The organism is Methylorubrum rhodesianum, assembly GCF_014199985.1.
Classification (GTDB): Bacteria; Pseudomonadota; Alphaproteobacteria; order Rhizobiales; family Beijerinckiaceae; genus Methylobacterium; species Methylobacterium rhodesianum.
In genome coordinates this window covers 40,275-66,314 of record NZ_JACHOS010000016.1, presented here as the reverse complement: position 1 = coordinate 66,314, position 26,040 = coordinate 40,275, and the positions used below count along the sequence as shown (strand labels likewise).

Here is a 26,040-nt window from a genome sequence, read left to right as displayed (position 1 = left end):
CGCTAGGAGCGGGGACGGGCTCGGCGTGACGGATGCCGCGACGCTTCGGTGGCGGGGTAAGCTGTGGGCGCCACGGCGAGGAGCGGCCGCCACGTCTCGCTCCATGACGCCAAGGGTGAGGGGTCGCCCCGGAATGCCAGGTCGAGGAACGCCAGCGCGCCTTCCGCGGTCGCCTGCTTCACCTGCGGGTTGAGCGTCACCCCACCCGTCAGCGGCCGGTCGGTGAAGATGCTGTGCGACCCGCCCTGGAAGACCGCCAGCGCCTTCCTTGACGTCCCGACAGCCCCGTAGACGTCGAGGCGGTCCTGCACCGGCGACCGTCGACCGGGCAACGCGATCACGTCCGCCGTTGCGGTGACGTGGAAGGTTGGGATGGTGATGGCTGCGAGCACGGCCTGCAGGTCGCGCTCGCCGTAGAACGGCGGCGCCGAGATGACGATGCCGGCCTTGAAGCGCATGTCCCTGCACTCGAGCGTTCTCCCTTCGCGAACGACCCGTGCCCCGCCGACGATCAAGGTCGTGTTGGCGCCATAGGAATGGCCGGCGGCGGCAATCCGCGTCGGGTCGATGAACGCAGCGAAACCGCTGTCTTTGCCCAGGATGCCGTCGAGAGCGAAGCTCATATCGGCGGCCCGGGCGATGGCCTCGCGTTCATCCGCTGCGACGTTCACGCGGTCGAGAACCTCGAACGGATTGCCGGCCCAGACGCTGCCGTCGCTCCCGACGTGCTGCACGTGAAGGCTTGCGTAACCGTTGGCCGCCCAGTGGCGCCCGAGATAGCTGTAGCCTGTCCGCGACTGACCGAGGCCGTGCGAGAAGACGATCAAGGGAACAGGCCCCGCCGGTGTCCCCGGGGACGGCCAGTACAAGCGCGCCGGCACGCGGCGGTTACGACGGCCGTCGACCCAGTCGAGATCGGCGATGCGGACGTCCTCGGGAGCCGCCTCGGCCGGACGGATCGGACGCATCACCGCGCCCGCCGCGATGCCGCCGACGAGCAGGGCCCCGAAGCGACGCCGGCTGAAGCCGGGGCGCGGGATGATGTCTTCCCTCACGGGGGCTGCCTCATCAAGGACGGTGGTCGCATCGACGCACATCGCCGGCTAAGGCACTTGCCACCCTCCACGCGGTGAGGAGGCGCACACCGCGTGCAGCTGTGTTCGCAGCGATGCCATCAATCGCAACGGCCAGCGGAGAAGCGGCTCCTCCGGCGGCATGGGCCGAAGGTCCGGAAGCGCGGCAAGCCAGGCAGATGCACGGCGGAACTCAGCGGCCTCCGGATCTCAGCGCCCCGCCGACGGATTTCACGGACGAGGATCGTGTTCGAGGCGCCTCCTCGCTGTCGCCGACAAGGATCACGAGCGACGTTCTGGACAGTGTGAGCGCAGCCGAGACCCGATCGCCGCGCTTTCATCCGTTTCGCTGAGGCATTCGAGGCCGAGAGCTACCGCTTCAGGCTTGGCCTCTTGTCGGGCACGACTTGAGCTCGGACGTTTTCGGCTCATTCCCCGGCTCGGTCGGCGAGCGCGCCCGGCCGCCGTGCGCATGGCCACACCTTGCATCAGAAGGTGTACGGCATGCACGCGACTCCACTCTGATAAGCCGGAAGCAACACCATAAAGCGCCGCAGGTCATCAACCTGCAAACAATCTCCGCACTCGACGACTTGGCTGACAATAATTTGAACGAATGTGACTGCATTTGCGCCACATTTCCGTCAGTTCAGTGCGCTGCAACCGTGAATTGGATTTCCATGTACGCTGCTCTGACGCTGTCAATACCAGAATATATTCTTGTACGGCCACGTTCAATTCGAATTTAACGAAAAATTTACGCAACCATTTCGGCGCCGCAGCAATTCAAGGGGCGTCGCACGGGCCGGCGATCCGAACGGATGCCTCCCGCGGAGCGACCCATTCCACGCGCCTGGAGTTGGCCTTTGTCCCAGCCTACCCTCACGTCCGCGCCCGAGCACCGCCACGGCCGGCTCGTCCGCGTGTCGAGCGTCGGTCTTGCCTCGGTTCTGGCGATCCTGATCGGCACCTCGGTGCTTCCGCCCCTGGTGGCGGACCAATCCGACCGCGCGGTGGTCAACGCCCCGGTCACCCTGCTGACGGCTCCGATCGCGGGCGATATCGGGGCGATTCCGGTCGCTGCCGGGGACACCGTCGAGCGCGGTTCGCTGGTGGCTCAGATCACCAACGACCGCCTGGACCGCGCCACGGCGATCCAACTGGCCGGGCGGGTTTCCGAGCTGCGGGAACGCGCTCTCGCCGCCGAGAACAAGCGAACCTCGAACGAGGCTTACCTCGCTGCCCTCGACCGGGCGATTCGGGATCAGTCCGCACAGATGACGCAGGTTCTCCGCGCGCAAGTCGAAGAGCTCAAGGCCAAGATCGCCTCGGCCAACGCATCGGGCGAGGAGAAGCGGGTGCTGATGGAGCGTCAGGTCGGCATGGTCGCTCGCGACGTGGCGAGCCCCGACATGGTGAAGTCGACAACGCAAGCCTTCAATGCCGCGATCCAGGAGAAGAAGGCGGCGGAGGCCAAGCTCAATCAGAAGACGGTCCAGCTCGAGGGATTGGCCCGCGGGCTGTTCCTGGGCGACGAACTGCGCAGCCTCGCCGACCTGTCGCAGAAGCAGCTCTCCCTCACCTACGACACGCAGCGCCTCGCGATCGAGGAGAAGGAGTTGAAGGCTGCGATGGCCGATCAGCAGACCTTGCTGACGCGGGAGAACCAACGCCTCGACAGATTGACGACCTCCGAGATCAAGGCGTCGGCCAAGGGTGTCGTCTACAATGTCAACGCCACGACCGGACGGCATGTCGGGGCCGGCGACAGCCTCGCCTCGGTGGTGGATTGCGAGCGCAGCTTCGTCGTCGCCATCTTCTCCTACCGCCAAGGCCAGAATCTGCAGGTGGGGAGCGCGGTCACGATCTCCGGTGGATCCGTCGAGCCTCGCCGGGGCATCGTGACCGAAATCCTGCCCAAGACCAGCGATACGGTCGACGCGACCTACGCGGTGCCGTTCCCGCAGACGGAGCGGCGCGAGCTCTACGTACTGGTCAGGCCCGAGCCGCTCCCGACCGGGGCTGCCGCGCACGGAAGCCCGGCGCATGGGAGCCCGGCGGAGGCGGCCTGCGGGGTCGGACGCTGGGTGACGGTCACGCGGGAGGCGGGCTGGGTGCCGTCGACATCCGTCGTCTGGCGCGATCTCGGTGATGGCGCGAGCGGGCTCGTGACGAAGGTCGCGGCCGCCGCACCCGATCTGGCGCAGAGCGTGGCCGATCAAACCCGGGCCATGGTCTCCTCCGCGAGCGACGTCCTCAAGCAGGTTGTCTCCGCAGGGTCGGATGTCCCAGGCCACGCACAGGCCGGACACGACGTCCGCGTGCGACCGGATGCCGAAAATCCTCCCGCCAGCGCTGCCGTCGGTGCGGATCGGTCCGAGACGCGGACGGCGGTGGTCTCGCCCGACTTCCCCGGGGCGGCGCCGTCCGAGGCATCGACGGCGTCCGGCGCGCAGGTCGCATCCGATCGCACGGCCCCGATTCCGCCCCCGCCCCCGAGCATGGGGCCGCAGCCTATCGCCGTCATGCCCGAGCGCCGCATCTCGATGCCGCCGCTCCCGCCGACACGGCCGAATGCCTTCCCGGGCGAGGCTCCGAAACGGACGGGTCTCACGCCCCAGGAGGCACGCAGCTGAGGGCCGCCGCCGCCGCGCTCGCTCTCACCTTGGCATTGTCGGCGCCTGTCAGGGCCGATGATCTCGGTCGGGAGCTGTGCCGCGCCCTGTCCGGCGCCGTCGAGAGGACGGCGCCGGACGGGGAACCTGCCTTCCTCGCGAGTTACGAGCCGGGGCCGGACGAGCGGGAGGTCCCACTACCGCTTCGGACCACCGCCTTCTCGTACGACAACGCCCTGGCTGCCTCGGCACTCTCGGCCTGCGGCGACCTGCGGCACGCCCGTCAGATCGGCGAGGCATTCCTCGTGGCGATCGAGAGCGACCGCACCTTCGAGGATGGTCGAATCCGCAACGCCTATCGCGCCGGCCCGGTGCGCGAGCGTCCCGTCCTCCTCCCGGGCTGGTGGGACGCCGCGAACAAGCGCTGGTCCGAGGACCGCTATCAGGACGGCACGGCGACCGGCAACGTCGCCTGGGTCGGCTTGGCGCTGCTCAATCTGCGCGACGCGACGCAGGACCCGCGCTTCGGGGAAGGAGCCACCCGTCTCGCGGCCTGGATCCGCGCGCGGACGGCCCGCCACGACGCGCCCGGTTTCACCGGAGGGCTCGACGGCTACGATCCGGATCAATCGCCGCTGAACTGGGTCTCCACCGAGCACAACCTCGACATCGTCGCTCTCGGCACGCGGCTCGGCCAACCCGACGACCGGGCCATGGCGGCCTCGGCGCGGACGTTCCTCGACGCCGCCTTCGACGGACGCGCCGGCTGCTTCCGGATGGGAACCGATGCCGAGGGCCGGATGCGCGGTGTCGAGTCCGTCGCGCTCGACACGCAGCTCTGGCCGCTGCTCGCGGTCACCGACCCGCCGGAGGCTTGGCGGCGCGCCCTCGCTTGCGCGACCTCGCGGTTGGGCGTGCCCGGCGGGTTCGATTTTAACGAGGACCGCGACGGCCTCTGGGTCGAGGGGACTGCACAAGCGGCCCTGACGTACCGCTCCGTGGGGGACGAGTCTGCGGCGGACCCTCTTCTCAAGACCCTTGCGGGTCAGCGCGCGCCCTCGGGCTGGCTCTACGCCAGCCGCGAGGCCCGGCTGACCACCGGTCTGAGGATCGGGCCTGCCAGCACCGAGGACGACTTCTTCTACTTCCGCCGTCCGCATCTCGGCGCGACGGCGTGGGCCGCGCTGGCAGCGCTGCGCCACAATCCGTTCACAGGAGGCCGCGTCCGATGATGTTTCCTTCCCCCGGCGACGCGGCCTCCGTGCTCGCGCTCGCCTTCGGCATCGCCCTCGGCCTCTTCGCGCTCGCCGGCCTGCTGCGGCCCGAGCGGGCCTTCGATCGCCTGCTGTTCGGAGCGCTGACGGCCGCCCTCATCGCCACATACGCCCGCTGGCGCTGGAACGACACGCTGCCGCCGCTGACCCCCGAAGCCGGTGCCATCTGGTCCTACCTGTTCTTCGCCGCCGAGATGGTGGCGGTGGTCTACACCCTGCTGTCGGTGGTCATCCTGCTGCGTTTCAAGGACCGCTCCGCGGAGGCCGATGCGGCCCAGGCGCGCCGCGAGGCGAGCGGCGAGTGGCCGGCCGTCGACATCTTCATCTGCACCTACAACGAGCCGCGCGAGGTCGTGGAGAAGTCGATCCTGCCATCGCTCGCGATCGATTACGGGCCCAAGACCGTCTGGGTCTGCGACGACACCCGCCGGGAGTGGTTGCGGGACTATTGCGAGAAGGTCGGCGCCCGCTACATCACGCGCCCGGACAACAAGGGGGCGAAGGCCGGCAACCTCAACAACGCCTTGCAGCATACCGCCGAGCGGACCAACGCGCCGCTGATCCTCGTGCTCGATGCGGATTTCGCGCCGCAGCCTGACATCCTCAAGCGCATGGTCGGCCTGTTCGACGACCCGAAGGCGGCCGTGGTGCAATCGCCGCAATTCTTCTTCAACGCCGATCCGATTCAGCACAATCTCGCCGCCGCCGAGAGCTGGGTCGACGACCAGCGCATCTTCTTCGACGTGTTCCAGCCGGCGAAGGACGCCTGGAACGCCGCCTTCTGCGTCGGCACCTCGTTCATCGTGCGCCGCGACCGGCTCGGCGAGATCGGCGGCTTCCCCGACGCGGCGATCTGCGAGGATCTCAACCTGTCGCTCGGCATGTCGCGCCGCGGCTACGAGACTCATTGGCTGAACGAGCGGCTGAGCATGGGCCTCTCGGCCGAGGGCCTTCCGGAATACATCACGCAGCGGACCCGCTGGTGCCTCGGGACGATCCAGATCGCGCTGCTCGCCGACGGGCCGCTGCGCGGGCCGGGCTACACCCTGATCCAGCGGATCCACTTCCTGCACGGCGTGCTGAACTGGGCCTGCAAGCCCTACATCGTGCTGATGCTACTGGCCCCGGCGGTGTACTGGATCGCCGGGCTCCCGGCCTTCGAGGCCGACGTGCTGTCCTTCCTGCGCTACGGCGCGCCGCCGCTCTTCGCGCTGTGGGCCTATAGCGGCTGGGTCTCGCGCTCGCGCACCCTGCCGATCTTCATGGAAGTGACCCACGCGATCAGTGCCCTCGCCGTCACCATGACCCTCATCCAGGCGTCCGTCCGGCCCTTCGGCCGTCCGTTCAAGGTCACCGAGAAGGGCGGTGATCGTTCCAAGATGCGGGTCCGCTGGCGCATGGCCGCCGCGTTCGGCGGCCTCTCCCTGCTCTCCGCCTTCAGTATCGTCTGGGCTTTCATCGCCCCGACCGCGCCGGCCGAGATCTCGGATATCGACTACTTCAATCTCGTCTGGGCCGGGGTGGCGATGGTGCTGACCTTCATCTGCTTCCTCGTCTGCTTCGAGCACCCGCGCGTCGACCTCGCGTTCCGCTACGACGCCGATGCCCGGATCGAAGCCGGGGGGACCACCCGCGCCTGCCGCATCGCGACCCTCTCGCCCGGCCGGGCAACGCTTGCCGGCCCGTGCGAGCCGGTCTCCACACCGGGTGTGCCGCTCGTCCTGCACCTTCCAGGGATCGGCGCGATCGACGCCGTCTCGGATCCCGCCGGCCTTTCGCTCGATCCGTCGCCGGAGCAGTACCGGGCTCTGGTCGTGGCCCTTTACGCGACGCCGCGCGACACCATCGCCCGTGCCGCCCGGTTCGCACCGGCTGTCGGCGGCCTGCTCCGTCGAAGCCTCGGCCTCGGTTGAGCGGGGCCGCGAGCGAAGCGCACCGGCGGACATTCCCGAACGCACTCCGAAGGAGTGAAGGAGTGGCGGCCGGTGCGTCCGCAGGAACCCGCATCAAGCCAAGCGGCTGGAGGCGCCGGTCTGAAGCGATCAGGCCGGCTGCGGCCCTAGGTGTGGTGATAGATGTCGTGCGCTGGATGCGCCTGATCCGAGACCCCGATCAGGCCGACCGCATGATGGGTCGTCGCCTCATCCGGCCCGACCGGAAGGGCAGACGGCGCCGGATCCTGATGGGCATCCGAATGGAACACGAGATTGCCATCCGCGTCGATCGCCGCGGGCGGGGGGCCCGGCAGGCCGGGCTTCGCTTGGCCGGACGTCCCATGGGACGCGACGGAGCCGGACTGGCCGGTTGGTGAAGGCCCGTCCGCTAGACCCGCTTCAACCTGTACAGGCGGCTCGGTCGGCGGTTTGGCCTTGACCGGATCGGCCGCAAGTCCGGGCGCCTCCCGGTCGGCACGGCCGCCGACCGAAGGGCCGCCCTTCACCTGCTCCCGATCGGCATGGGCCGATGCGGTCTCGCCGGGCGAAACCGGCGCGGACGGCGACATCAGGTTCGGGCCACCGGTCGGGTCGGAAAGGCTATTCTCGTCCACGCCATGAGCCGTCGCCTGCGGATCCGCTGCCGGGATCGCGCGAACGACGACGGGGCCCGCGTCGTCATGCGCCGCCTCGGGATCGGCTTGGGCGTGCTCACTCTTCGGCGACGCAACCTGCGCGTCCGATGCCGGTGAAGCCCCATGTCCGAGGGGGCTCTGCGCGTCCGCCCGATCGCTTCCCCGATCCTGGAAAACTGGGTCACGGGCAGCCGGCGCGGGAGTTGCGAGCTCCGCATCGGCACTGTGCCCGTGCGGCGCCGACTCGTCCTGTGCAAGCCGCGGGTGAGGCCCGGTGCCGCCGGCATGGACGTTCGATGGCGCCGTCACGGCGACGTCGCTCGGCGTCGATCCGTGCTCCTTCGCGTCGGACATGTCCCCGTTCGTCTGTTCCGAGACGGTCGCGTTCGAGGCGTGATCGGAGCCATGCCCGATCGAATGGTCCCGCGCCTGCTCGGAGGGCGACGATGTCGGAGGCTGAGCGGATCCATCGGCCGTTGCGGACGCGTGATCGGCTGCGGCGGCGTGCTCGGGAGCCGCTCCATCGGTCGGTTCGCGCACGCCGCCTGACCGTTCGGTCGCGCTGAGCTTGTTCGATCCGTGGGCGGCGGAATCGGAGTCAAGCAGCGCATGGTCCTTCGTGGTCGGTGCCGCGTCTGACTGCGCCCCGCCGGGCGTTTCAGGCTTGCCGTGACTCGAGGCGGTGTCGGTCGCGCCGCGGCCATGCGCTTCGGGCGCTTCCTGGTCGCTACGCTCGGCAGAGGCGGAGCTGCGGCCATTGCCGCGATCGGCTTGCTGCTCCGTCCCAGGGAATGCGGCCTCGGTCTGGGCGGTCGATCCCCGCTCGTTGGCATCGCTTGGGGGCCGCCCGTGGCCGTCAGAAGACGCGCTTGAACCCGGCTCCCGGTGCGCGGCAGCCTCGGCCTGCAAGCTGCTGCCATGACCCTGGCCGTTGCTGCTGCCTGTCGACTCGACTTGCGGATCGTTTCCAGATGCCGCCTCCGTCGGCCGCCGCGAACCTTGATCGCTGGCATTCTCCTGGCCACCTGCGCGACCGACCTTTTGGGCCTCGGGACGATCGTTGACCACGGACTCGGCCGGTGTGCTTCCCTGACCAGGGACGCCGGCATGGCCTTCATCCGGGCCGGTCTGCACTGTCTGCGGGTTGCCTCCCGCCGCAGCCTCGGCCAGTGGGGACCGTTCCTGGGCGCCGCCACCGGTGTGGCCGCCACCACGGCTGCTCGGCTCGACCGGTGAGCTGTTCGACGCTTCGGCCTGAGCCGGTGCGGCTACTTCCCGAGCAACGCCGCTGGCGTGGCCATTGCCACCGCCGGCCGCTGCGGTCTGCGGGGCGTTCCCGCTCGCTCCCTCAGGCGATGAGGCTCGGTCCGGACCGTCGGTGTTCACGGGGTCGTTGGCGGGGCTCGTTTGCTCGACCCGCATTTCATGAGAGGCCGCAGCCGGCGCACCACGATCCTGACCTCGGTCGCCGGCTTGACCCTGACCGCGGCCAGCCGGCTCGGCGCTCGGGCCGTGTCCGGCGGCCGCCATCGCTGACGAGCCGCGATCCTGACCGGTGCTGTCGACGGATCCTTGACCGTGGCGGGCGGATTCAGATTGCGGCGTGTTCCCGGTCGCGATCTCGGCCGGAGCGCCGCGGCCTTGACCGACACCGCCGGATTGGCTGTGACCGGAGGCGGCCTGCTCCCCTGGCGCATGGGTTTCGGCGGCAGCCTTGGCCGGAGATCCTCGATCCCGGCCCACGCCCTCGCCGCGACCGTTGCCAGGACCCGTCGGATCGACCTCAGCACCGTTCCCCAGTGCAGTCTCCGCAGGTCGGCCGTGCCCCCGATCGTCGGCGTCGCGCGACGCTTCGGGGGGCGGCACCCGGCTCGTCACGGTCTGAGGCATGTCTTTGGCCCAGGCCGGCCGGGCAGGTCCGCTTCCGGCGTCGGACGATGCGGCAGGACGGGAGTAGGAAGCAGGCTCGACAATCGAAGTCGATGCAGAACCGGCACGCTGATCGCTCGCCTCCGGTCCGAGCCCATCCGATGCGGGCGCTGCACTCTCGCTGGGTCCCAGCGTCGACGCCTGTTGACCGCTGGACTTGGCGGCGGACGCCTCGGCCGATGTGCCGGTCAGCGCGATATCGCTGCCGAATCCCGGCGCCAGCGGATGGTTCTGGGAGGCAGGGGACTTCGGTGCGTCGCCCGTGAATTCGGCCCGCGCCGGTGGAGCCGGATCGGCCCGGCTCGCCGCCGAGATCGCGTCGGATGCGGGCTGAGGACGAGCGTCGGGATTCGCGCCGCTTCCCTGCGCCGTCAGAACGGCCGGCTGAACCGAGACGCTCCCGCTCCCAGAACCGAGCGCGACGTTCGACGCCTGGGCCGCGTCACCCTGCGGCGTTGGGCCCGAGGCGTTGCGCACTCCATCCGCGAAGTCGAGATTCAGCTCTGCGCTCACGGCGCGGTGATCGACCGCCATCGCCTCGGCTGCGAAGATCATCGCCGAGAGGATGATGGCTTCCAGCTGATTGCGATCGGTGTTCCGATCGCCGGACCCGCTGCCGACCTTCGATTGCGGCAGGCCCTGCGCCGGCTCGCTCCCCTGGGAGGTAGGTGGCGAGGATACGCCTTCGCCGCCCGGCACGAGCGGCCCCGCATGGGCATCCTCGGACGACAGGCTCAGGGCGACCGCGGCCACCAGAGCCGCGAGCAGCGCGGCCGGATGAACCACGAGGGTCGTCCCGGTCGCCGGGATCGGGAGCAGGTGCGGGTGCAAGCGGGCGATCTGGTCGATCAGCGTACGGAAATCCGTTCCGCGCACGGGTCGGTCCAGAGCCTCCGAGGCGATGAGATAGCTGCCGTCGATCTTGGCGAAGTGGATGAGCGCATCGCCGTCCGGCCGGCAGAAGACGAACCACGGCTCCCCCTCGTCGCTGAGACCGTGCTCGCTCGCGATGCTGAACCCGGCCCGGAGGAGGGCCGCCTCGACGCGGTAGAATTCGGCCAGCTCCTGCTGCGACCAGTTGCCTTGTCGCGCCGATGCCGGACGGAAGAGCGGAATGACCGTGCTCATCGTCATTTCACCGTGTCGGCTCGTTGCGTCCCTTGGCGGACGGTGTCGCCTTCCGTGACGGCGCGACCGGGCGTGGCGCTAGCGTTCATGGAAAGCGCGTCCCATCGCATCGAAGAAGGGGGCGAACAGATATTCCAGGGCCGTGCGCTCCCCGGCCGAGACCACCACCTCGGCCGGCAGGCCCGCGAGAAGACGCTGTCTGACGTCGGCCGGGAGCTGGTGTTCGTCGATCTCTACGGTGCCGGCGAAGTAGGCCTTCTTCGTGCCCTCGTCCACAAGACGGTCCCGCGATACCACCGTGAGCGTTCCGAAGACCGCGGGCGTCCGGCGCGCCTGGAAGGTCGGAAACTTGATCTCCGCCCGCATGCCGGCATGAACGGCGTCGAGGTCGTTGGGCGAGAATTGCACGTTGACCACGAGCCGGTCCGCCGTCGGGACGATCTCCATCAGCGGCTCGCCCGAGCGGACGACCTGCCCGATCGCCACGACCTTGAGCGCCTGAATGACGCCGTCGTGGGAGGCGCGGATCTCGTGGCGCCGGAACACGTCCTGCGCGACGACGAGCTTTTCGCGAAGCTCGCCGATCCTCTGCCGCGTTTCGAGAAGCTGGCCCGTGACCGCCTCCTGAAGCTTCTGCTTCAATTGGGTGATCTGCAGCCCAGCCTCGCTGATGGCGTTCTCGGCCTTCGCCCTCTCGGCCACCGAGCGCCCGATCACGCCCTCCAGCCGCGTGCGCTCGCGCTCCATCACGAGAAGGCGCGACAGGGGGATCAGATTCCGCTCATGCAGGCTGCGCAGGCCCTCCAGCTCCTGCCGGATGAAGCCGACCTGCTGTTCGACCGAGGATTTCTCGACGGCAAGGCCGGAAATCTCCGTCCTCAGCTGGGCGACCTTGGCTTCGATGAGGGCAAGCTGACCCTTGAGCGTCGTCCTCCGTTCCACCAACTGGCCGGTCTGGTCGCCGATCATGCGAGCGAGGGCGGGTTCGTCGCGCCGCGCGGCGATCTCGGCGGGTAAGTGCAGGCCGTCGGACTGTGCCTGCTCCGCCCGCAGTCGCGCCTCCAGGACGAGAGCGGCGTCGAGCTGATTTCGGAACAGGTCCGCGCTCGCCTGGGACTGGACAGGATCGATGCGCAGGAGGACGTCACCCGCGCGGACTGTCTGTCCATCCCGCACCAGCACCGCCTGGACCATACCGCCCTCGAAGTGCTGGACGATCTTGCGGCTGCTCTCCGCGACGATGACGCCGGTGCTGATGACGGCACGATCCAGGCGCACGGTGGCCGCCCAGAGACCGGCGACACCGAAGGTTGCCAGGATGAGGGCGTAGCCGGCGATCGCGTAGTGCTGCCACGCGATCGGAGGGACGGCGCCGTCCTTGCTGCCCGCGCCGCCCCGAGCCCGTGATGGCGAGGGGGCGGCGGGCGACTTGATGGGAATCGGGGCAGAAGGGGTGCTCATGGCTCAGCCCGCGCTGCGTTGGACGTCGGGCACCCTCTCGGTCTCGGGGATTGCCCGGCCGCCGGTCGCGACCAGCGCCGGAACCGGGCGGGGACCGGAGATCTGGGCGAGGATCTGGTCCGCTGGGCCCGAGGCACGAAGCGTTCCGCCGTCGAGCATCAGGATCAGGTCGGCGCCTGCCAGCAGGCTCACCTTGTGCGTGACGATGACGACCGTCGTCCCGCGCTCTCGAAGGTCGGCCACCGCCCGCATCAGTGCGGCCTCGCCGGCCTGGTCGAGGCTGGCATTCGGCTCGTCGAGGACGACCAGGCTCGGATCCCCGTACATCGCGCGCGCCAGGGCGATGCGCTGACGCTGGCCGCCGGAGAGGCCGTGCCCGCCCGGCCCGATCCGGGTGTTGTAGCCGTCGGGTAGAGCCTGGATCAGGTCGTGGCAGCCCGCACGTTGCGCGACCGAGACGACCGCGGCGTCGTCCTGGACGTCGAAGCGCGCGATGTTCTGCGCCACGGTGCCGTCGAACAATTCGACATCCTGCGGCAGGTAGCCGAGATGCCGCCCGAGCGCCTGAGGATCCCAGTGCCGGAGGTCGGCTCCATCGATGCGCACGGCGCCGGAGACGACAGGCCAGACGCCCGTGATCGCACGGACCAGAGTCGATTTTCCGGCCGCACTGGGACCGATGATCCCGGCGACGCTGCCGGGCTCCAGCCGCACGCTGACGTCGTGGAGGATGGTCCGCGACGAGCCCGGAGCCGCCACGACCAAGTTCTCGGTCTCGATCTGACCGCGCGGGCGCGGCAGCATCACGCGCTCCGGCTCGAGCCCGATGCGCGCCACGATATCCTTCAGCCGGGCATGGCTGCTCCGGGCCGCCGTGAAGCTCTTCCAATGTCCCACGACCGCCTCGATGGGCGCCAGCGTTCGGCCCATGATGATCGAGGCCGCGATCATCGAGCCGGCCGAGATCTCGCCGTGGATGGCGAGATAGGCGCCGACACCGAGGACCATCGTCTGCAGAAACATGCGCGTGAACTTCGTCGCCGCGCCGATGAGGCCGGCGCGGTCGCTCGCCCGGGCCTGAAGCAGGATCGCCTCGTCGTGACGCCGACGCCAGCGGGACCGCAGGGCGCCGAGCATGCCCATGGCCCGCAGGACCTCGCCCCCTCGGACGGTCGCGCGGGCCTGCTCGCCCGCCTCTCTCGCGGCTTGGCTCGCCACGTCGAGGGGCCGCCGGGTCGTGAGATCGGCAAGGAGCGTCAGCCCCAGCAACGTGCCGCCCCCGAGCAGCGCCATCCAGCCGAACCACGGATGGAGGATGAAGCAGGCGATCAGGAACAGAGAGGCCCAGGGCAGATCGCAAAACGCCAGAATCGCGCCGCCCGTGAGGAACTCGCGCAGGACATCGACGTCGCGCAGGGCTGCGTCATGCCCCGCCCGCGGCTTGAGGAGCGCAGCCCTGTGCACGATCTCGAAGACCGGTCCGGCGACCTTCTGATCGAAGATCACCCCGCCCCGCACCAGCAGGCGCGAACGCAGCATCTCGAGGGCGGCATAGACGGCGAGCGCGAAGGCCGCGATCGCCGTGATCCCGAACAGGGTCGCTTCGTTCCGGCTCAGAAGGACGCGGTCGTAGACCTGCAGCATGTAGAGCGGGCCGGCGAACAGAAGGAGGTTGGTGAAGAAGGCGAAGACGAACACCGTCACCAGAACGGGGCGGATCGAGCGCAGCCCCTCCTTCAAGACGGACTCGGCCACGGGGGGGCTCATGGCACCTCCCGGTGCGCCGGGATGCCTGACGCGGATTGTGCGTCCAGGCAGGCCGCCTTCGGGCTCCGGTCACATCCCACCCATCCCCGGATCGGCTTCGGGAGAACCGAGACAGCGGCCCGGGACACCCCCTCGGAAAAATGTGACCCGTGCCGCTGCATAGCGTCCGCTTCCCCGACCCGCGTCATCGCGGGCCGACCCATGAATCTTAGCGCGGGCTTACTGTATTCCAAGCCGCGCCGCCGTCGGTGTCGAAATTCAGCGCGTCGCAAACTGGACGTCGGCTTAGGGAGCGACATATAGGAATTACTGTACCATTCGGCGCTGACGCGTTCGAGCGCTGGCGGGAGCCTTTCATTTGTATGTCCACCAGCAACGCGTCGGCTCCGAGGAGGTGCAGGAACTGCGCCGCGAAGGTGGCCGATTCCTGAAGGAGCTTCGAGAGAAGCGCGGTCTCTCGCAGAGGCAGCTGGCCGCGCAGGTCGGCGCGGAATACTATACCTTCATCTCGCAACTGGAGACCGGGCGCGGTCGTGTCCCCCCGGACCGATACCGGGTCTGGGCCGAGGCCCTCGGGATCGATGCGAAGGATTTCGTGAAAAGCCTGATGCGCTTCTACGATCCGCTGACCTTCGAGATCCTGTTTGGAGACTGACGGGCGCGCTTAGGGGCTTGTATTCCGCCATGAGCGGCGCAGGAAGACGGCTCTCGGCTCCTATTCCGCAGGGTGGCTGAGCGCCTCAGCCTCAACAAGGACGGCGCCGCAGGCCGTCATCAAGTCGCGGAGCAGGGCCAGATCGGTTTCCACCTCCGCCGCACTTGCCAAGCCCTCTCGGAAATGCGTGCCGCCCCCGGCCAACGTCACGGCGATGTCGAACCGTCCATCAGGACGTTCGATGATCCGATACGAGGCGCGGCGAGGCATGAGCACGAATAAGGAGCGAGGGCTGAGGGCGGAAAGACCGTCCCTGTCATGCGTCGCCGCTTCATGCAGTTCAAGCTATGAACTTCACTGTATCAAGCCGCCCAATCACGATGCTCGGCCGGCATCGATCTGCAAGAAGCCTGGTCTTGCCTCGGATTACGGACGAACTCATCCGATGCTTGCGGCAGAGCTGCTTCCCTGCCGTGGTTGAAACAACTCATCTCGATTTAAAGGGAGGCTCAAGCCGGCATCTTGGCAGACGGTGTGCCCAGCCGCTCGATCAAGAAGGAGCGGGCACGGCTCACTCGGCTCTTCACCGTGCCGGTCTGACAACCCATCACTTCCGCGGCCGCTTCGTAAGTCAGGCCCCGCGCACCGACGAGAAGCAGCGCGTCCCGCTGGGGGGCAGGCAGTTGCTGGATGTGAGACATGACGAGCTGAAGGTCGGAACCGTGTTCCTGCGCCGCCAAGGCAACCAGACGGCCCGCCATGACGCCGTCCACGTCCTCCACCTCACGCCTGTGCTTGCGTTTCTCGGTGTAGAAGTGATTGCGGAGGATGGTGAACAGCCACGCCTTCAGATTCGTGCCCGGAACGAATCGATCCTGATTGGCCCACGCTTTCAGCACCGTCTCCTGCACGAGGTCGTCGGCTCGTGCCGGACTTCCCGCAAGTGACTGGGCGAAGACGTGCAGGGCGGGGAGCGCCGCCGTGAGTCCCTCGCGAAATGCCGTGTTGTGCTCCTTGGCCAAAACCGCGAGCGTTCTCTCCAGGGCCCGGGTGAGATCGAGCAGGTGCTGCGGTGAGTCCGAGGCGACGATCTCGAAATAGGTCGTCTGCAACTGCGCTCCGAGATGCTTCTGCACGGCGAAGGGCAGTTTGGCAGCGCCTGCCTCCCTGTTCTGGTCCGAGCAAACCGGACCGAGTCCGCCTGCAATCAACATGTCGACCAACCCACGTCCTTTGTCAGCGCGATCGGCAGAGGCGTGCCTGAGCCGGCTCGCCTCGCCGTACAGTGAACATCTAACTCACAGCCTCGGAGGATCGATCCATTTCGCGGCTGCGTTTGGGAGCGTCCTGAACAATTGCGCTGGCGAGGAGATGACGCGTCCGGTGACATACAGAATCGTCGACTGCCCGGATGGTCGGTTTGCGGTTGTCGCCCTGGCAGCGTCCGGTACCGCGTACCGGCGCGGCGGGCTGCTCACGCTCGCGGAGGCGGATGCCTGCGTGGAGGATCTGCGTGCCATGCTGTCGCTCTGCGGCGCGGCCCTCGCCTGCGCCGAGCCTGCGTCTGATCCCCACACGCCGAGTTGGCTGCGTCCGCCGAGGTAACGGCCAAATGTCCCTGCGGAGACGCGTGCCGGTCTCCTGCGAAGCAATCTGACGACTGTCCTCATAGCGCGGGACCATCGGCTCGGCGGTGCCGGCCGGCTTCGACTTCCGGCCGCTGCCCTCGACCATCGTGCCCGACAACGCGCGCCTGACGGGCGACGGCTACTTCTGGTCCGCCGGCGGCCTCTGCATCGTCAGCTCCGCCCCGCGCCGCGTCATCATCGCCGTCGACTGAGGTGATAATGCCGCGGCCCCGTTTTCATCCGAAGGGCGATGCCCGATGGCCATGAAGGCGTGGAGCGCACCTCTGGTGATCGCGACCACGCTTGCGCCGGGCACGGCCGATGCCGGCGAGGTCGACCGGTGAAGGGAGTGCCGCAGGGAGGGGGCGCTCTTTAGGGAGCGCGGCAAGCGCGGGTCTTCATCACTCGGCTGCGGCTATGACGACTTCAACGCTTCAGCTGGTGCCCTCAGCAGCCGCTGGCATCAGACCCGTTGTACCCGAGGCCACGATCGGGCGACGCGCGCAGGTCTTTGGGTTCCGGGACTGGTCCAAGCGCTGGTGGCGCTAAGAGAACGGAGAGCGCCGCTTTGGCTCCGCGGCCATGACCACCAGGACGGCGAGGCTTGCGGCAACCGCGTCCTCGGCAAGTCCCCGTGAGCGGCCGCTTGCCGTGCGGGAATCTCCGCCCCTCGCGCTCCGCCCAACGAGCGTGCCGGCAACTGCTCCCGCAACACCGGCCAGGGCACCGTACTCGGGCACGGCGCGTCGCCCAGCCAGGGCCCAGCCTCCGACAGCGCCGACGACGAGACGGAACGCGAGGGATGGCAGGATGCGGCGGTCCGGCGCGAATGGCATCTTGTCTCCGGCCATCTCGGCCGCCGCGGCCGTTGTGACGAGAGCCCGAGCACCCGCCCCGGCCGGTATGAAATTGTCACGCGTCCGGCCCTGCGAGGCGGCCCAACTCAGCGCGGCGCAGGCGGACATGCTGCGCATCCCTGCGACGAACCCGATGCCAAATGAGGGACCATATTCCCGCATGCTCACCACCCATCGGCCGACAAACCCGAACAGATGGCAAAGCGACCGTGTCGGCCCGTGTTCCCCGCGGGACGACGCCAAGCGTCGAGTTCGACGGATGCAGATCGGCAATGTGCCTGAACCTGCCGAAACCCGCCGATGCCGTGGCCGCCGCGATCAGGTCAGTTTCGCCTTCCGAGCGAACATCCGCATAGGCAGACGAAGGGTCCGCAGCGGCTCATTCGGATCCCTGGGAGGCGACAATCGTACTGGCCCACCGCGACCCATTCGATTGCGGTGCCCAGTTCAGCGGTGGCTCTGTTTCGAAAGGATCCGCGCGTTATCGATTGCGATGCCGAGGTAGTGAGGCCGTTGGGAAGGAGAGTGATCTGCTGCCGATCTTCGCCTGCGATGAAGCGCTTCACCCGGACCTTCCCGGAGCGGTGTTCACGCTATCGAATCAGCTTGTTTTCACACAGCCCGGACCTGTTCCGGACCTCGGAAAACTGCACATCGAATGGGTTCTGAGATTGTCGAGCGGACAACGCCTGGAAACAAGAAAACGAACGTAATGCTGCGGATCGTCAGAAAGATTGCGAAGCGAATTGGCTGTGCTCGAAATTTTCCAATGAAATATATGACCGTTCGATTCATTCGAGGTGCGTGATGTTGCGCCTGAACACGATTCGCTAGATATGTTTGTTGCAATACGTGTATTCGATTCATCACTTATCGGCCGAATAAAATATTAATACTCGCCTCGTAGTGACTAGATGATTTAATGATAAGATTTTAATCATTTAAAAAATATGCAGAAATACTAAGGTTTCGTACATCGGATATTTTCGATTTTAGAGGCGATTCATAAATTAGATAAGCCATGGTCAGAGAAATCTTTCTGGATCTAGTAGTTTTGCGAAACACAAGTAATTTGTCTATCGGAAATGTTCAGAAACCATTTTGTATACACTGATTTTCCTAATATTGCGGTGGGAAAAGACAAGATTTTCCTCTTGGCCGTAGCCCGGTGCGCCGGGCAGAACATACCGCGCGCCTGGCTGGGGATGCTCGAGACGCTGGCGGGGTATGCCGTACACGCAATTTGCTATAATGTCAGTTCGACATATGACCTGCATTATAACGCAGGGGTGTCGAGTGGTGGCATGATCGGGTTCAAAGTGCGTAGCTTCCTCTTCCCGGTTTTCGGTTAGGCATGACCATGGATGCCGACCGACTGGCACATGCTGCCGCGGCCGCCTACGCCGCGGAAACCAAGCCGCCGCTCACGGACGAGTTGGTCGCTCAGGTTCGTGAGGCTCTGCGGGCCGCTCTCGATGTCGGGACGGGGCCTCTCTCGGAGGCCGACCGGGTGGAGCGCATGAACGCCGCGCTCGATGCGTTTGAGGTGGAACTGGGTGCCGTTGCCGGGCCCCGGATCGCGTCGCTCGACGAAACCTCGGCTGCGGTCACGACCCGGCACCGGTCGGAAGCCGGGCAGCCGTTGCGCGCGTTCGGTGGCCAGTAGGCCCTGTCCCCCCGCACCATCACGCCCCTTCGCCCCATCACGCTGAAAACAGGTCACGCCATGAGTGAGGATACGGGGACTGTTCGGCGCTTCGCGCATCCGGGCCGTGGCCGCAACGTCGCCCGCGCGGTGCCGAAGGGCCGTCAGGTCGATCCGCAGGCCAAGGTCGAGATCGAGGAGTTGCTCGGCGCCCGCTCGCGCCAGCGCGACCTGCTGATCGAGCACCTGCACCTGATCCAGGACACCTACGGCCAGATCAGCGCCGACCATCTCGCCGCGCTCGCCGACGAGATGAGCCTCGCCTTCGCCGAGGTGTTTGAGACCGCGACCTTCTACGCGCATTTCGACGTGGTGAAGGAGGGCGAGGCCGATATCCCGCGCCTGACCGTGCGGGTCTGCGACAGCATCACCTGCGCGATGTTCGGCGCCGACGAGTTGGTCGAGACGCTGCAGCGCGAACTCGCCTCCGACGCGGTGCGCGTCGTGCGTGCGCCCTGCGTCGGCCTATGCGACCACGCACCGGCGGTCGAGGTCGGTCACAACTTCCTGCACAAGGCCGATCTGGCCTCCGTTCGCGCTGCGGTCGAGGCCGAGGACACGCACGCCCACATCCCGGATTACGTCGATTACGACGCCTACCGGGCCGGCGGCGGCTACGCCGTGCTGGAGCGGCTGCGCAGCGGTGAACTCGCGGTCGAGGACGTCCTGAAGGTGCTTGACGACGGCGGCCTGCGGGGCCTCGGCGGCGCCGGCTTTCCCACCGGCCGCAAGTGGCGCTCCGTGCGCGGCGAGCCCGGCCCGCGGCTGATGGCGGTTAACGGCGACGAGGGCGAGCCCGGCACCTTCAAGGACCAACTCTACCTCAACACCGATCCGCATCGCTTCCTTGAGGGCATGCTGATCGGCGCCCATGTGGTCGAGGCAACGGACGTCTACATCTACCTGCGCGATGAGTACCCGATCTCACGCGAGATCCTGACCCGAGAGATCGCCAAGCTGCCCGAGGGCGGCACGCGCATCCACCTGCGCCGGGGCGCGGGTGCCTATATCTGCGGCGAGGAATCGTCGCTGATCGAATCGCTGGAGGGCAAGCGCGGCCTGCCGCGGCACAAGCCGCCGTTCCCGTTCCAGGTCGGCCTGTTCAACCGCCCGACCCTGATCAACAACATCGAGACCCTGTTCTGGGTGCGCGACCTGGTCGAGCGCGGCGCCGAGTGGTGGAAGGGTCACGGTCGCAATGGCCGCGTCGGCCTGCGCTCCTACTCGGTCTCGGGCCGGGTGAAGGAGCCCGGCGTCAAGCTCGCGCCCGCCGGCCTGACCATCCAGGAGCTGATCGACGAGTATTGCGGCGGCATGTCCGAGGGCCACACCTTCGCGGCCTACCTGCCGGGCGGCGCCTCGGGCGGCATCCTGCCGGCTTCCATGAACGACATCCCGCTCGATTTCGGCACGCTTGAGAAATACGGCTGCTTCATCGGCTCGGCGGCGGTCGTGGTCCTGTCCGACCAGGACGATGTGCGCGGCGCCGCGTTGAACCTGATGCGGTTCTTCGAGGACGAATCCTGCGGCCAATGCACCCCCTGCCGCTCAGGCACCCAGAAGGCCCGCATGCTGATGGAGAACGGCGTGTGGGACACCGAGCTTCTCGGTGAGTTGGCGCAGTGCATGCGCGACGCCTCGATCTGCGGTCTCGGACAGGCGGCCTCGAACCCCGTCAGCTCCGTGATCAAGTACTTCCCCGACCTGTTCCCGGAGCCGCGGGCCGTGGCGGCCGAGTGATGCCTGACCCGACGCCTATCCCGATACTGACGCCCCCGACGAAGCCAGAGCCTGGAGCGGACGCATGAGCAACGGCCCCGAACCGCGCGGCGACAAGACCGACCGGCCCGAGATCCGCGCCAACGGCCGGCAGGATGCCGGCGGCCCGACGAACGGTGCGCAAGCCGCCTCCGGCGGCGCCTACTCGCAGGGCGCCAAGTCCGGCGGCCAGGCCGCGCCCGAGCCCTCGGGCACCTTCGGCCTCAAGGACGGCCCGGTCGCGCCCGCTACGATCACGTTCGAGCTCGATGGCCGACAGGTCGAGGCTCAGCCCGGCGAGACGATTTGGGCGGTCTCCAAGCGCCTCGGCACGCATATCCCGCATCTCTGCCACAAGCCGGAGCCCGGCTACCGCCCGGACGGGAATTGCCGCGCTTGCATGGTCGAGATCGAGGGCGAGCGCGTGCTCGCCGCCTCGTGCAAGCGCACGCCCGCCATCGGCATGAAGGTGAAGACCGCGACCGAGCGCGCCACCAAAGCCCGTGCCATGGTCCTCGAACTGCTCGTGGCCGATCAGCCCGAACGCGCGACCTCGCACGACCCATCCTCGCATTTCTGGGTCCAGGCCGACTATCTCGACGTGTCCGAGAGCCGCTTCCCGGCGGCGGAGCGCTGGACCCGCGACGTCAGCCACCCGGCCATGAGCGTCAACCTCGACGCCTGCATCCAGTGCAATCTCTGCGTCCGCGCCTGCCGCGAAGTGCAGGTCAACGACGTGATCGGCATGGCCTACCGCGCGGCGGACGCCAAGGTCGTGTTCGATTTCGACGATCCGATGGGGGCCTCGACCTGCGTCGCCTGCGGCGAGTGCGTTCAGGCCTGCCCGACTGGCGCGCTGATGCCTTCGGCCTATCTCGACGAGAACCAGACCCGGACGGTCTATCCCGACCGTGAGGTCAAGTCGCTCTGCCCCTATTGCGGTGTCGGCTGTCAGGTCTCCTACAAGGTCAAGGACGAGAAGATCGTCTACGCCGAGGGCGTCAACGGCCCGGCCAACCACAACCGGCTGTGCGTGAAGGGCCGCTTCGGCTTCGACTACGTCCACCATCCCCATCGGCTGACGGTGCCGCTGATCCGCCTGGAGAACGTCCCTAAGGACGCCAATGATCAGGTCGATCCGGCCAACCCCTGGACCCATTTCCGCGAGGCGACCTGGGAGGAAGCGCTCGACCGCGCCGCGGGCGGCCTCAAGCGGATCCGCGATACGAACGGGCGCAAGGCGCTCGCGGGCTTCGGCTCGGCGAAGGGCTCGAACGAGGAGGCCTACCTCTTCCAGAAGCTCGTGCGCCTCGGCTTCGGCACCAACAACGTCGATCACTGCACCCGGCTGTGCCACGCCTCGTCGGTCGCAGCCCTGATGGAGGGCCTGAACTCCGGCGCCGTCACCGCCCCCTTCTCGGCGGCGCTCGATGCCGAGGTGATCGTCGTGATCGGCGCCAACCCGACCGTGAATCACCCGGTCGCCGCGACCTTCCTCAAGAACGCGGTCAAGCAGCGCGGCGCCAAGCTCATCATCATGGACCCGCGGCGCCAGTCGCTATCGCGCCACGCCTACCGGCACCTCGCGTTCCGCAACGGAACCGACGTGGCGATGCTCAACGCGATGCTGAACGTCATCGTCGAGGAAAAGCTTTACGACGAGCAGTACATCGCCGGTTACACCGAGAACTTCGAGGCGCTGAAGGAAAAGATCGTCGACTTCACCCCGGAGAAGATGGCACCGGTCTGCGGTATCGACGCCGAGACCCTGCGTGAGGTCGCGCGCCTCTACGCTCGGGCCAAGTCCTCGATCATCTTCTGGGGCATGGGCGTCAGCCAGCATGTCCACGGCACCGACAACTCACGCTGTCTGATCGCGCTCGCCCTGATCACCGGCCAGATCGGCCGTCCGGGCACCGGGCTGCACCCCTTGCGCGGCCAGAACAACGTCCAAGGCGCCTCCGACGCCGGGCTGATCCCGATGGTCTATCCAGACTATCAGTCGGTGGAGAAGGACGCGGTGCGCGAGCTGTTCGAGGAGTTCTGGGGCCAGTCCCTCGATCCGCAGAAGGGCCTCACCGTCGTCGAGATCATGCGCGCGATCCACGCGGGCGAGATCAAGGGCATGTTCGTTGAGGGCGAGAACCCGGCGATGTCGGACCCCGATCTCAACCATGCCCGCCATGCGCTCGCGATGCTCGACCATCTCGTGGTGCAAGACCTGTTCCTGACCGAGACCGCTTTCCACGCCGACGTGGTGTTGCCCGCCTCGGCGTTTGCCGAGAAGGCCGGCAGCTTCACCAACACCGACCGGCGCGTGCAGATCGCCCAGCCGGTGGTCGCGCCCCCCGGCGACGCGCGCCAGGATTGGTGGATCATCCAGGAACTGGCCAGGCGGCTGGACCTCGACTGGAACTACGGCGGCCCGGCGGACATCTTCGCCGAGATGGCCCAGGTGATGCCGTCCTTGAACAACATCACCTGGGAGCGCCTGGAGCGCGAGGGGGCGGTGACCTACCCCGTCGATGCCCCGGACCAGCCCGGCAACGAGATCATCTTCTACGCCGGCTTCCCGACCGAGAGCGGCCGCGCCAAGATCGTCCCCGCGGCGATCGTGCCGCCGGACGAGGTTCCGGACGCCGAGTTCCCGATGGTGCTCTCCACCGGCCGCGTGCTGGAGCACTGGCACACCGGCTCGATGACCCGTCGCGCGGGCGTGCTCGACGCGCTGGAGCCCGAGGCGGTGGCCTTCATGGCGCCGAAGGAGCTCTATCGCCTCGGCCTGCGCCCCGGCGGCTCGATGCGGCTGGAGACGCGGCGCGGCGCCGTCGAGTTGAAGGTGCGCTCCGACCGCGACGTGCCGGCGGGCATGATCTTCATGCCGTTCTGCTACGCCGAGGCCGCGGCCAACCTCCTCACCAACCCGGCCCTCGACCCACTCGGTAAGATCCCCGAGTTCAAGTTCTGCGCGGCTCGCGTTGTGCCCGTGGAGGCCGCACCGATGGCGGCCGAGTGATCGAACGCTGAACGGGCGGTGCGTTGGGGCGCACCGCCACGGACGTCACGCGCGACGTGCCTCAACGATCAAAGGTGCCGCAGTGCGTATCGAGAACAGCTGAGCGAAGAGGGGCGGCTGTCGGACGCACGCGCGCAAAGCGCGCGTGCGTCGTCGCTTCTGTTCGATCGAACCGCTCTGAAGCAGATCCCCATCGGTCCATACCGGGCCGTCGGCCGTCCGAATCTGAGTATCTGCCTTAGCGTGGGGCCGGTCGCTCGGCGCTCACAAGCCGGCTGACTGCTTTCGGTCGACAGGGGTCCGTCGATCCTTTAGCACCGGATGTCCGCGACCCGGCATCGAATAGACGTCCGCTCCTGGCGCGATCCTGATGCTCGGCAATCCACCGGCCAGTCGCCGTCTTCCATTTTGATTGAAAGCTCTTCCGTCGATGGGGGCATTCGGATCCGAGTATCGTCGGAGCATGGCCTAGTCGCCGCCTTGGGTCCTCTCGGCCCTGCTACTGGTTCTTCTCTTCTCGCATGGCCGTCCTGAAGCGCGTCTTCCTGCCGTTTCACTTCCTGCGGGGGATACGGTGCCGACCCATGGCCGGCGATTCTTCCTGTCCGTGGTGCGACAGTCCCGGAACGGAAAAGTCGAACTTTGAGTTAAGGGGGCGCCAATCCGGGGGCCATCCTTGAGACCACCTTTCCTCGCACTGCTTGCGCTGCTGCTCGTGGCCTGCCCGCACGCTTCCGTGGCGCAAGGCGTCCAGGAAGTGCCTGGCGAATCCGTCGAGGGAGACGAACCTCGGCAAGGGCCGCCCCCGCCACTACCGGACATTTCGGACCCGAATGGCCGAGCTGGGGAGGCCCTGAACGAACCCGGTGAGCGCTCGGGTATCCCGAAGGCCTTGCGCGCCTCTGGCTCCAAGGCTGGCGGACCGGCCAACGATCTGAACCCGAGCGGCCAAGCCGAGGCGCCGGCACCGCCGAAAGGCGACCTCGGCCGGGTCGTCGCCGGTAAGGAACTGTTTCATGGGAACTACTGCGGCAAGGGTCAGCGCGGCGAGGGGCTGCCGCCAACCGACGACCTCGACGCCGCGTGCATGCGCCACGACGTCTGCTACGATGCGGCCGGTTACAGCTCTTGCGCCTGCGACGCCGCCCTGAAGCGCGAGACATCCGCCCTTTCGGATAGCACGAGCGCGTCCCTCGAAGTTCGACGCAGGGCGCTCAGCGTCTTCGAGGCGGCAACAGCGATGGAGTGCCGCGCGCCGTGACGGCGGTACAGTGGCGAGCGCTGCTGATGCGTATCCCCACAGACACGCCTGCCGCGCCCGCCAAAAGGTTTTCGAAGAGGTTTTCCGGGCCTCAGCAGGGATCTGCAGGCAGGCCGGCAACCCGGCCGACAGCGGCCAGCGATGTCGCCGACGTGGCGAGAGTTGCCGGATACTGGCCTTCCGAACCCTGACCGGGGGGCGAACTGCCCCTCATGGCGCGGACCGCCGAGACATAGACCGTTCCTGCCAGCGCAGCCGAGTCGATGTCCTTCATGGTCTCGAGCTCACCTCCAGGCGCTTCCACACCGGCGGGACCGCGTTCGGCTAGCCGACCCGCTCCGCCGCCGCCTTCGCCCGGTCCCGTGCTCTGGCCTCGGCTTCGTCGGCCGCTTCGCGAGCGTTGTCCAGGCGCTCGGCCTGAGCCCGAGTTTCGCAGCGCCGTCGCAACTCGTCGAGTTCCTCCTCGGTGAGGTTCTCGATGCCGATGTAGCGGTTCTGGGCCGCGCTCGCCCGGATGAGCTCGTCGAGCTTGGCTTGGATGGCCGCCCCGTCCCGGTTCTGCGAGTTCTGGATCAGGAACACCATCAGGAAGGTCACGATGGTGGTGCCCGTGTTGATGACGAGCTGCCAGGTCTCCGAGTAACCGAAGAACGGCCCGCTGACGGCCCAGCCGACGACGGTAGCGCTCCCCAAAGCAAAGGCGAGGGGATGGCCGGCCCACTTGGCCACCTTGCCCGCGAAGGTGGTGAAGGCGCGCGACGCCGACGCCTTGGAATGTGTGGGCTCTCCTGCTGTCGGCGGCGTCATGGTCTCACCCTGAGAATGGGTCTCGACGAAAGTGTAGAGGCGGTCCACCGCGTTCCAGAAGGCCGAGCGCTCCGCAGGACTTCGCCGTTCGAGCGCCCGGTCAAGCTCGGCTCGGCCCGCTGCCGCGGATGCGTGCCGGCCTGCGTCGGTCGCGAGGTCGCCCTGTTCCTGGCGAGGCGCTGTCATGGGGGCAGCAGCGCGGTGGCAGGTGGCGGCGCCTCGGCCTCGCCGGGTCCGGCGGTCCAGCTCCGCACCCACCGGTTCAGCTCATCTCGCAGCAGGAGCGCCTGTTCCTCCGAAGGAAGGCCGCCCGCCACGTCGAACAGCACCTGCGCCCCGTGCACGAAGCCACGGCGGAACGCCGGCGTCCGGCATTCGCCGGGTTCGTGGTCCAGAAGGGACGCCATGGTCCTCCTCCTTTCGCAGCGGCCGCTTGCCGGGCGGCCTGAGGGACAGGCGATGGGAGGAGACTGCAACGGTCGAAGCACGAAAACCGTTCTCGTCGAATGCAATGCATTCGACGCATGGCTTGGAGGC

17 protein-coding genes are annotated in these 26,040 nt (G+C 67.6%); 9 read left to right on the top strand and 8 right to left on the bottom strand.

The window, feature by feature from the left end; genetic code table 11:
• Positions 1-2: 2 nt before the first annotated feature.
• Complete coding sequence (locus HNR01_RS21090) at positions 3-1,055, bottom strand: alpha/beta hydrolase family protein (protein ID WP_183669587.1); 1,053 nt, start codon at positions 1,053-1,055, stop codon at positions 3-5.
• Between the two features lie 884 nt (positions 1,056-1,939).
• Here HNR01_RS21090 and HNR01_RS21085 point away from each other — a divergent pair.
• The 3 genes from HNR01_RS21085 to HNR01_RS21075 are packed head-to-tail and all read left to right on the top strand — an operon-like array spanning position 1,940 to position 6,875.
• Positions 1,940-3,709, top strand: coding sequence for an HlyD family efflux transporter periplasmic adaptor subunit (locus HNR01_RS21085; protein ID WP_026105909.1), 1,770 nt, complete (start codon positions 1,940-1,942; stop codon positions 3,707-3,709).
• Positions 3,710-3,744: 35 nt separating this feature from the next.
• A complete protein-coding gene (locus HNR01_RS21080; protein ID WP_183669650.1) occupies positions 3,745-4,920 on the top strand; it encodes a prenyltransferase/squalene oxidase repeat-containing protein in 1,176 nt (391 codons plus the stop codon).
• Positions 4,917-6,875: a glycosyltransferase family 2 protein gene (locus HNR01_RS21075; RefSeq protein ID WP_183669585.1), complete on the top strand. Its 1,959-nt coding sequence runs from the start codon at positions 4,917-4,919 to the stop codon at positions 6,873-6,875. Before HNR01_RS21080 ends, HNR01_RS21075 begins: the two co-directional genes overlap by 4 nt.
• A gap of 146 nt (positions 6,876-7,021) precedes the next feature.
• Here HNR01_RS21075 and HNR01_RS21070 read toward each other — a convergent pair whose 3' ends face one another.
• The 3 genes from HNR01_RS21070 to HNR01_RS21060 form a co-directional block, all read right to left on the bottom strand.
• Positions 7,022-10,588 carry a hypothetical protein gene (locus tag HNR01_RS21070; RefSeq protein ID WP_183669648.1) on the bottom strand — a complete coding sequence of 1,189 codons (3,567 nt, stop codon included), beginning with the start codon at positions 10,586-10,588 and terminating at the stop codon, positions 7,022-7,024.
• Positions 10,589-10,666: 78 nt separating this feature from the next.
• The gene (locus tag HNR01_RS21065; protein WP_183669583.1) at positions 10,667-12,049 is read right to left on the bottom strand and encodes an HlyD family type I secretion periplasmic adaptor subunit; all 1,383 of its coding nucleotides are present in this window, start codon (positions 12,047-12,049) and stop codon (positions 10,667-10,669) included.
• Positions 12,050-12,052: 3 nt separating this feature from the next.
• Complete coding sequence (locus tag HNR01_RS21060; RefSeq protein WP_183669581.1) at positions 12,053-13,816, bottom strand: type I secretion system permease/ATPase; 1,764 nt, start codon at positions 13,814-13,816, stop codon at positions 12,053-12,055.
• Positions 13,817-14,174: 358 nt separating this feature from the next.
• Between HNR01_RS21060 and HNR01_RS21055 the strand changes: the two genes are divergently transcribed.
• The gene (locus HNR01_RS21055) at positions 14,175-14,471 is read left to right on the top strand and encodes a helix-turn-helix domain-containing protein (RefSeq protein ID WP_017487014.1); all 297 of its coding nucleotides are present in this window, start codon (positions 14,175-14,177) and stop codon (positions 14,469-14,471) included.
• Positions 14,472-14,980: 509 nt separating this feature from the next.
• On the opposite strand, the gene HNR01_RS21050 is transcribed toward HNR01_RS21055, so the two are convergent.
• A complete protein-coding gene (locus HNR01_RS21050; protein ID WP_026105906.1) occupies positions 14,981-15,685 on the bottom strand; it encodes a sigma-70 family RNA polymerase sigma factor in 705 nt (234 codons plus the stop codon).
• A 479-nt stretch (positions 15,686-16,164) separates the two neighbouring features.
• On the opposite strand from HNR01_RS21050, the gene HNR01_RS21045 reads away from it, so the two are divergent.
• A complete protein-coding gene (locus HNR01_RS21045; RefSeq protein WP_183669579.1) occupies positions 16,165-16,311 on the top strand; it encodes a hypothetical protein in 147 nt (48 codons plus the stop codon).
• Positions 16,312-16,644: 333 nt separating this feature from the next.
• On the opposite strand, the gene HNR01_RS27670 is transcribed toward HNR01_RS21045, so the two are convergent.
• Entirely contained in the window at positions 16,645-17,118 is a 474-nt protein-coding gene (locus HNR01_RS27670) for a hypothetical protein (RefSeq protein WP_017487009.1), read from the bottom strand.
• Between the two features lie 1,192 nt (positions 17,119-18,310).
• On the opposite strand from HNR01_RS27670, the gene HNR01_RS21040 reads away from it, so the two are divergent.
• The 4 genes from HNR01_RS21040 to HNR01_RS21025 all read left to right on the top strand — a co-directional run bounded on the left by HNR01_RS21040 (position 18,311) and on the right by HNR01_RS21025 (position 24,696).
• Positions 18,311-18,622 (top strand): hypothetical protein, encoded by a 312-nt coding sequence (locus tag HNR01_RS21040; RefSeq protein WP_017487008.1) that lies wholly within the window; start codon positions 18,311-18,313, stop codon positions 18,620-18,622.
• A gap of 60 nt (positions 18,623-18,682) precedes the next feature.
• Complete coding sequence (locus HNR01_RS21035; RefSeq protein WP_183669577.1) at positions 18,683-20,401, top strand: NAD(P)H-dependent oxidoreductase subunit E; 1,719 nt, start codon at positions 18,683-18,685, stop codon at positions 20,399-20,401.
• A 64-nt stretch (positions 20,402-20,465) separates the two neighbouring features.
• A complete protein-coding gene (gene fdhF / locus HNR01_RS21030; protein WP_183669575.1) occupies positions 20,466-23,435 on the top strand; it encodes a formate dehydrogenase subunit alpha in 2,970 nt (989 codons plus the stop codon).
• A 676-nt stretch (positions 23,436-24,111) separates the two neighbouring features.
• Positions 24,112-24,696 carry a phospholipase A2 family protein gene (locus HNR01_RS21025; protein WP_183669573.1) on the top strand — a complete coding sequence of 195 codons (585 nt, stop codon included), beginning with the start codon at positions 24,112-24,114 and terminating at the stop codon, positions 24,694-24,696.
• Positions 24,697-25,020: 324 nt separating this feature from the next.
• Here the strand turns inward: HNR01_RS21025 and HNR01_RS21020 are convergent, their stop codons facing one another.
• Both HNR01_RS21020 and HNR01_RS21015 read right to left on the bottom strand, forming a co-directional pair.
• Positions 25,021-25,503 carry a low affinity iron permease family protein gene (locus HNR01_RS21020; protein WP_183669646.1) on the bottom strand — a complete coding sequence of 161 codons (483 nt, stop codon included), beginning with the start codon at positions 25,501-25,503 and terminating at the stop codon, positions 25,021-25,023.
• 182 nt (positions 25,504-25,685) lie between these two features.
• Positions 25,686-25,910: a hypothetical protein gene (locus HNR01_RS21015; RefSeq protein WP_183669571.1), complete on the bottom strand. Its 225-nt coding sequence runs from the start codon at positions 25,908-25,910 to the stop codon at positions 25,686-25,688.
• Positions 25,911-26,040: the final 130 nt, after the last annotated feature.

Coding starts and splice junctions, on each gene's coding strand:
- HNR01_RS21070 (WP_183669648.1), bottom strand. CDS start 10,588: ATGAGCACGGTCATTCCGCTCTTCCGTCCGGCATCGGCGCGACAAGGC.
- HNR01_RS21050 (WP_026105906.1), bottom strand. CDS start 15,685: ATGTTGATTGCAGGCGGACTCGGTCCGGTTTGCTCGGACCAGAACAGG.
- HNR01_RS21040 (WP_017487008.1), top strand. CDS start 18,311: ATGACCATGGATGCCGACCGACTGGCACATGCTGCCGCGGCCGCCTAC.
- HNR01_RS21020 (WP_183669646.1), bottom strand. CDS start 25,503: ATGACGCCGCCGACAGCAGGAGAGCCCACACATTCCAAGGCGTCGGCG.
- HNR01_RS21015 (WP_183669571.1), bottom strand. CDS start 25,910: ATGGCGTCCCTTCTGGACCACGAACCCGGCGAATGCCGGACGCCGGCG.
- HNR01_RS27670 (WP_017487009.1), bottom strand. CDS start 17,118: ATGCGGGAATATGGTCCCTCATTTGGCATCGGGTTCGTCGCAGGGATG.
- HNR01_RS21060 (WP_183669581.1), bottom strand. CDS start 13,816: ATGAGCCCCCCCGTGGCCGAGTCCGTCTTGAAGGAGGGGCTGCGCTCG.
- HNR01_RS21075 (WP_183669585.1), top strand. CDS start 4,917: ATGATGTTTCCTTCCCCCGGCGACGCGGCCTCCGTGCTCGCGCTCGCC.
- HNR01_RS21065 (WP_183669583.1), bottom strand. CDS start 12,049: ATGAGCACCCCTTCTGCCCCGATTCCCATCAAGTCGCCCGCCGCCCCC.
- fdhF (WP_183669575.1), top strand. CDS start 20,466: ATGAGCAACGGCCCCGAACCGCGCGGCGACAAGACCGACCGGCCCGAG.
- HNR01_RS21035 (WP_183669577.1), top strand. CDS start 18,683: ATGAGTGAGGATACGGGGACTGTTCGGCGCTTCGCGCATCCGGGCCGT.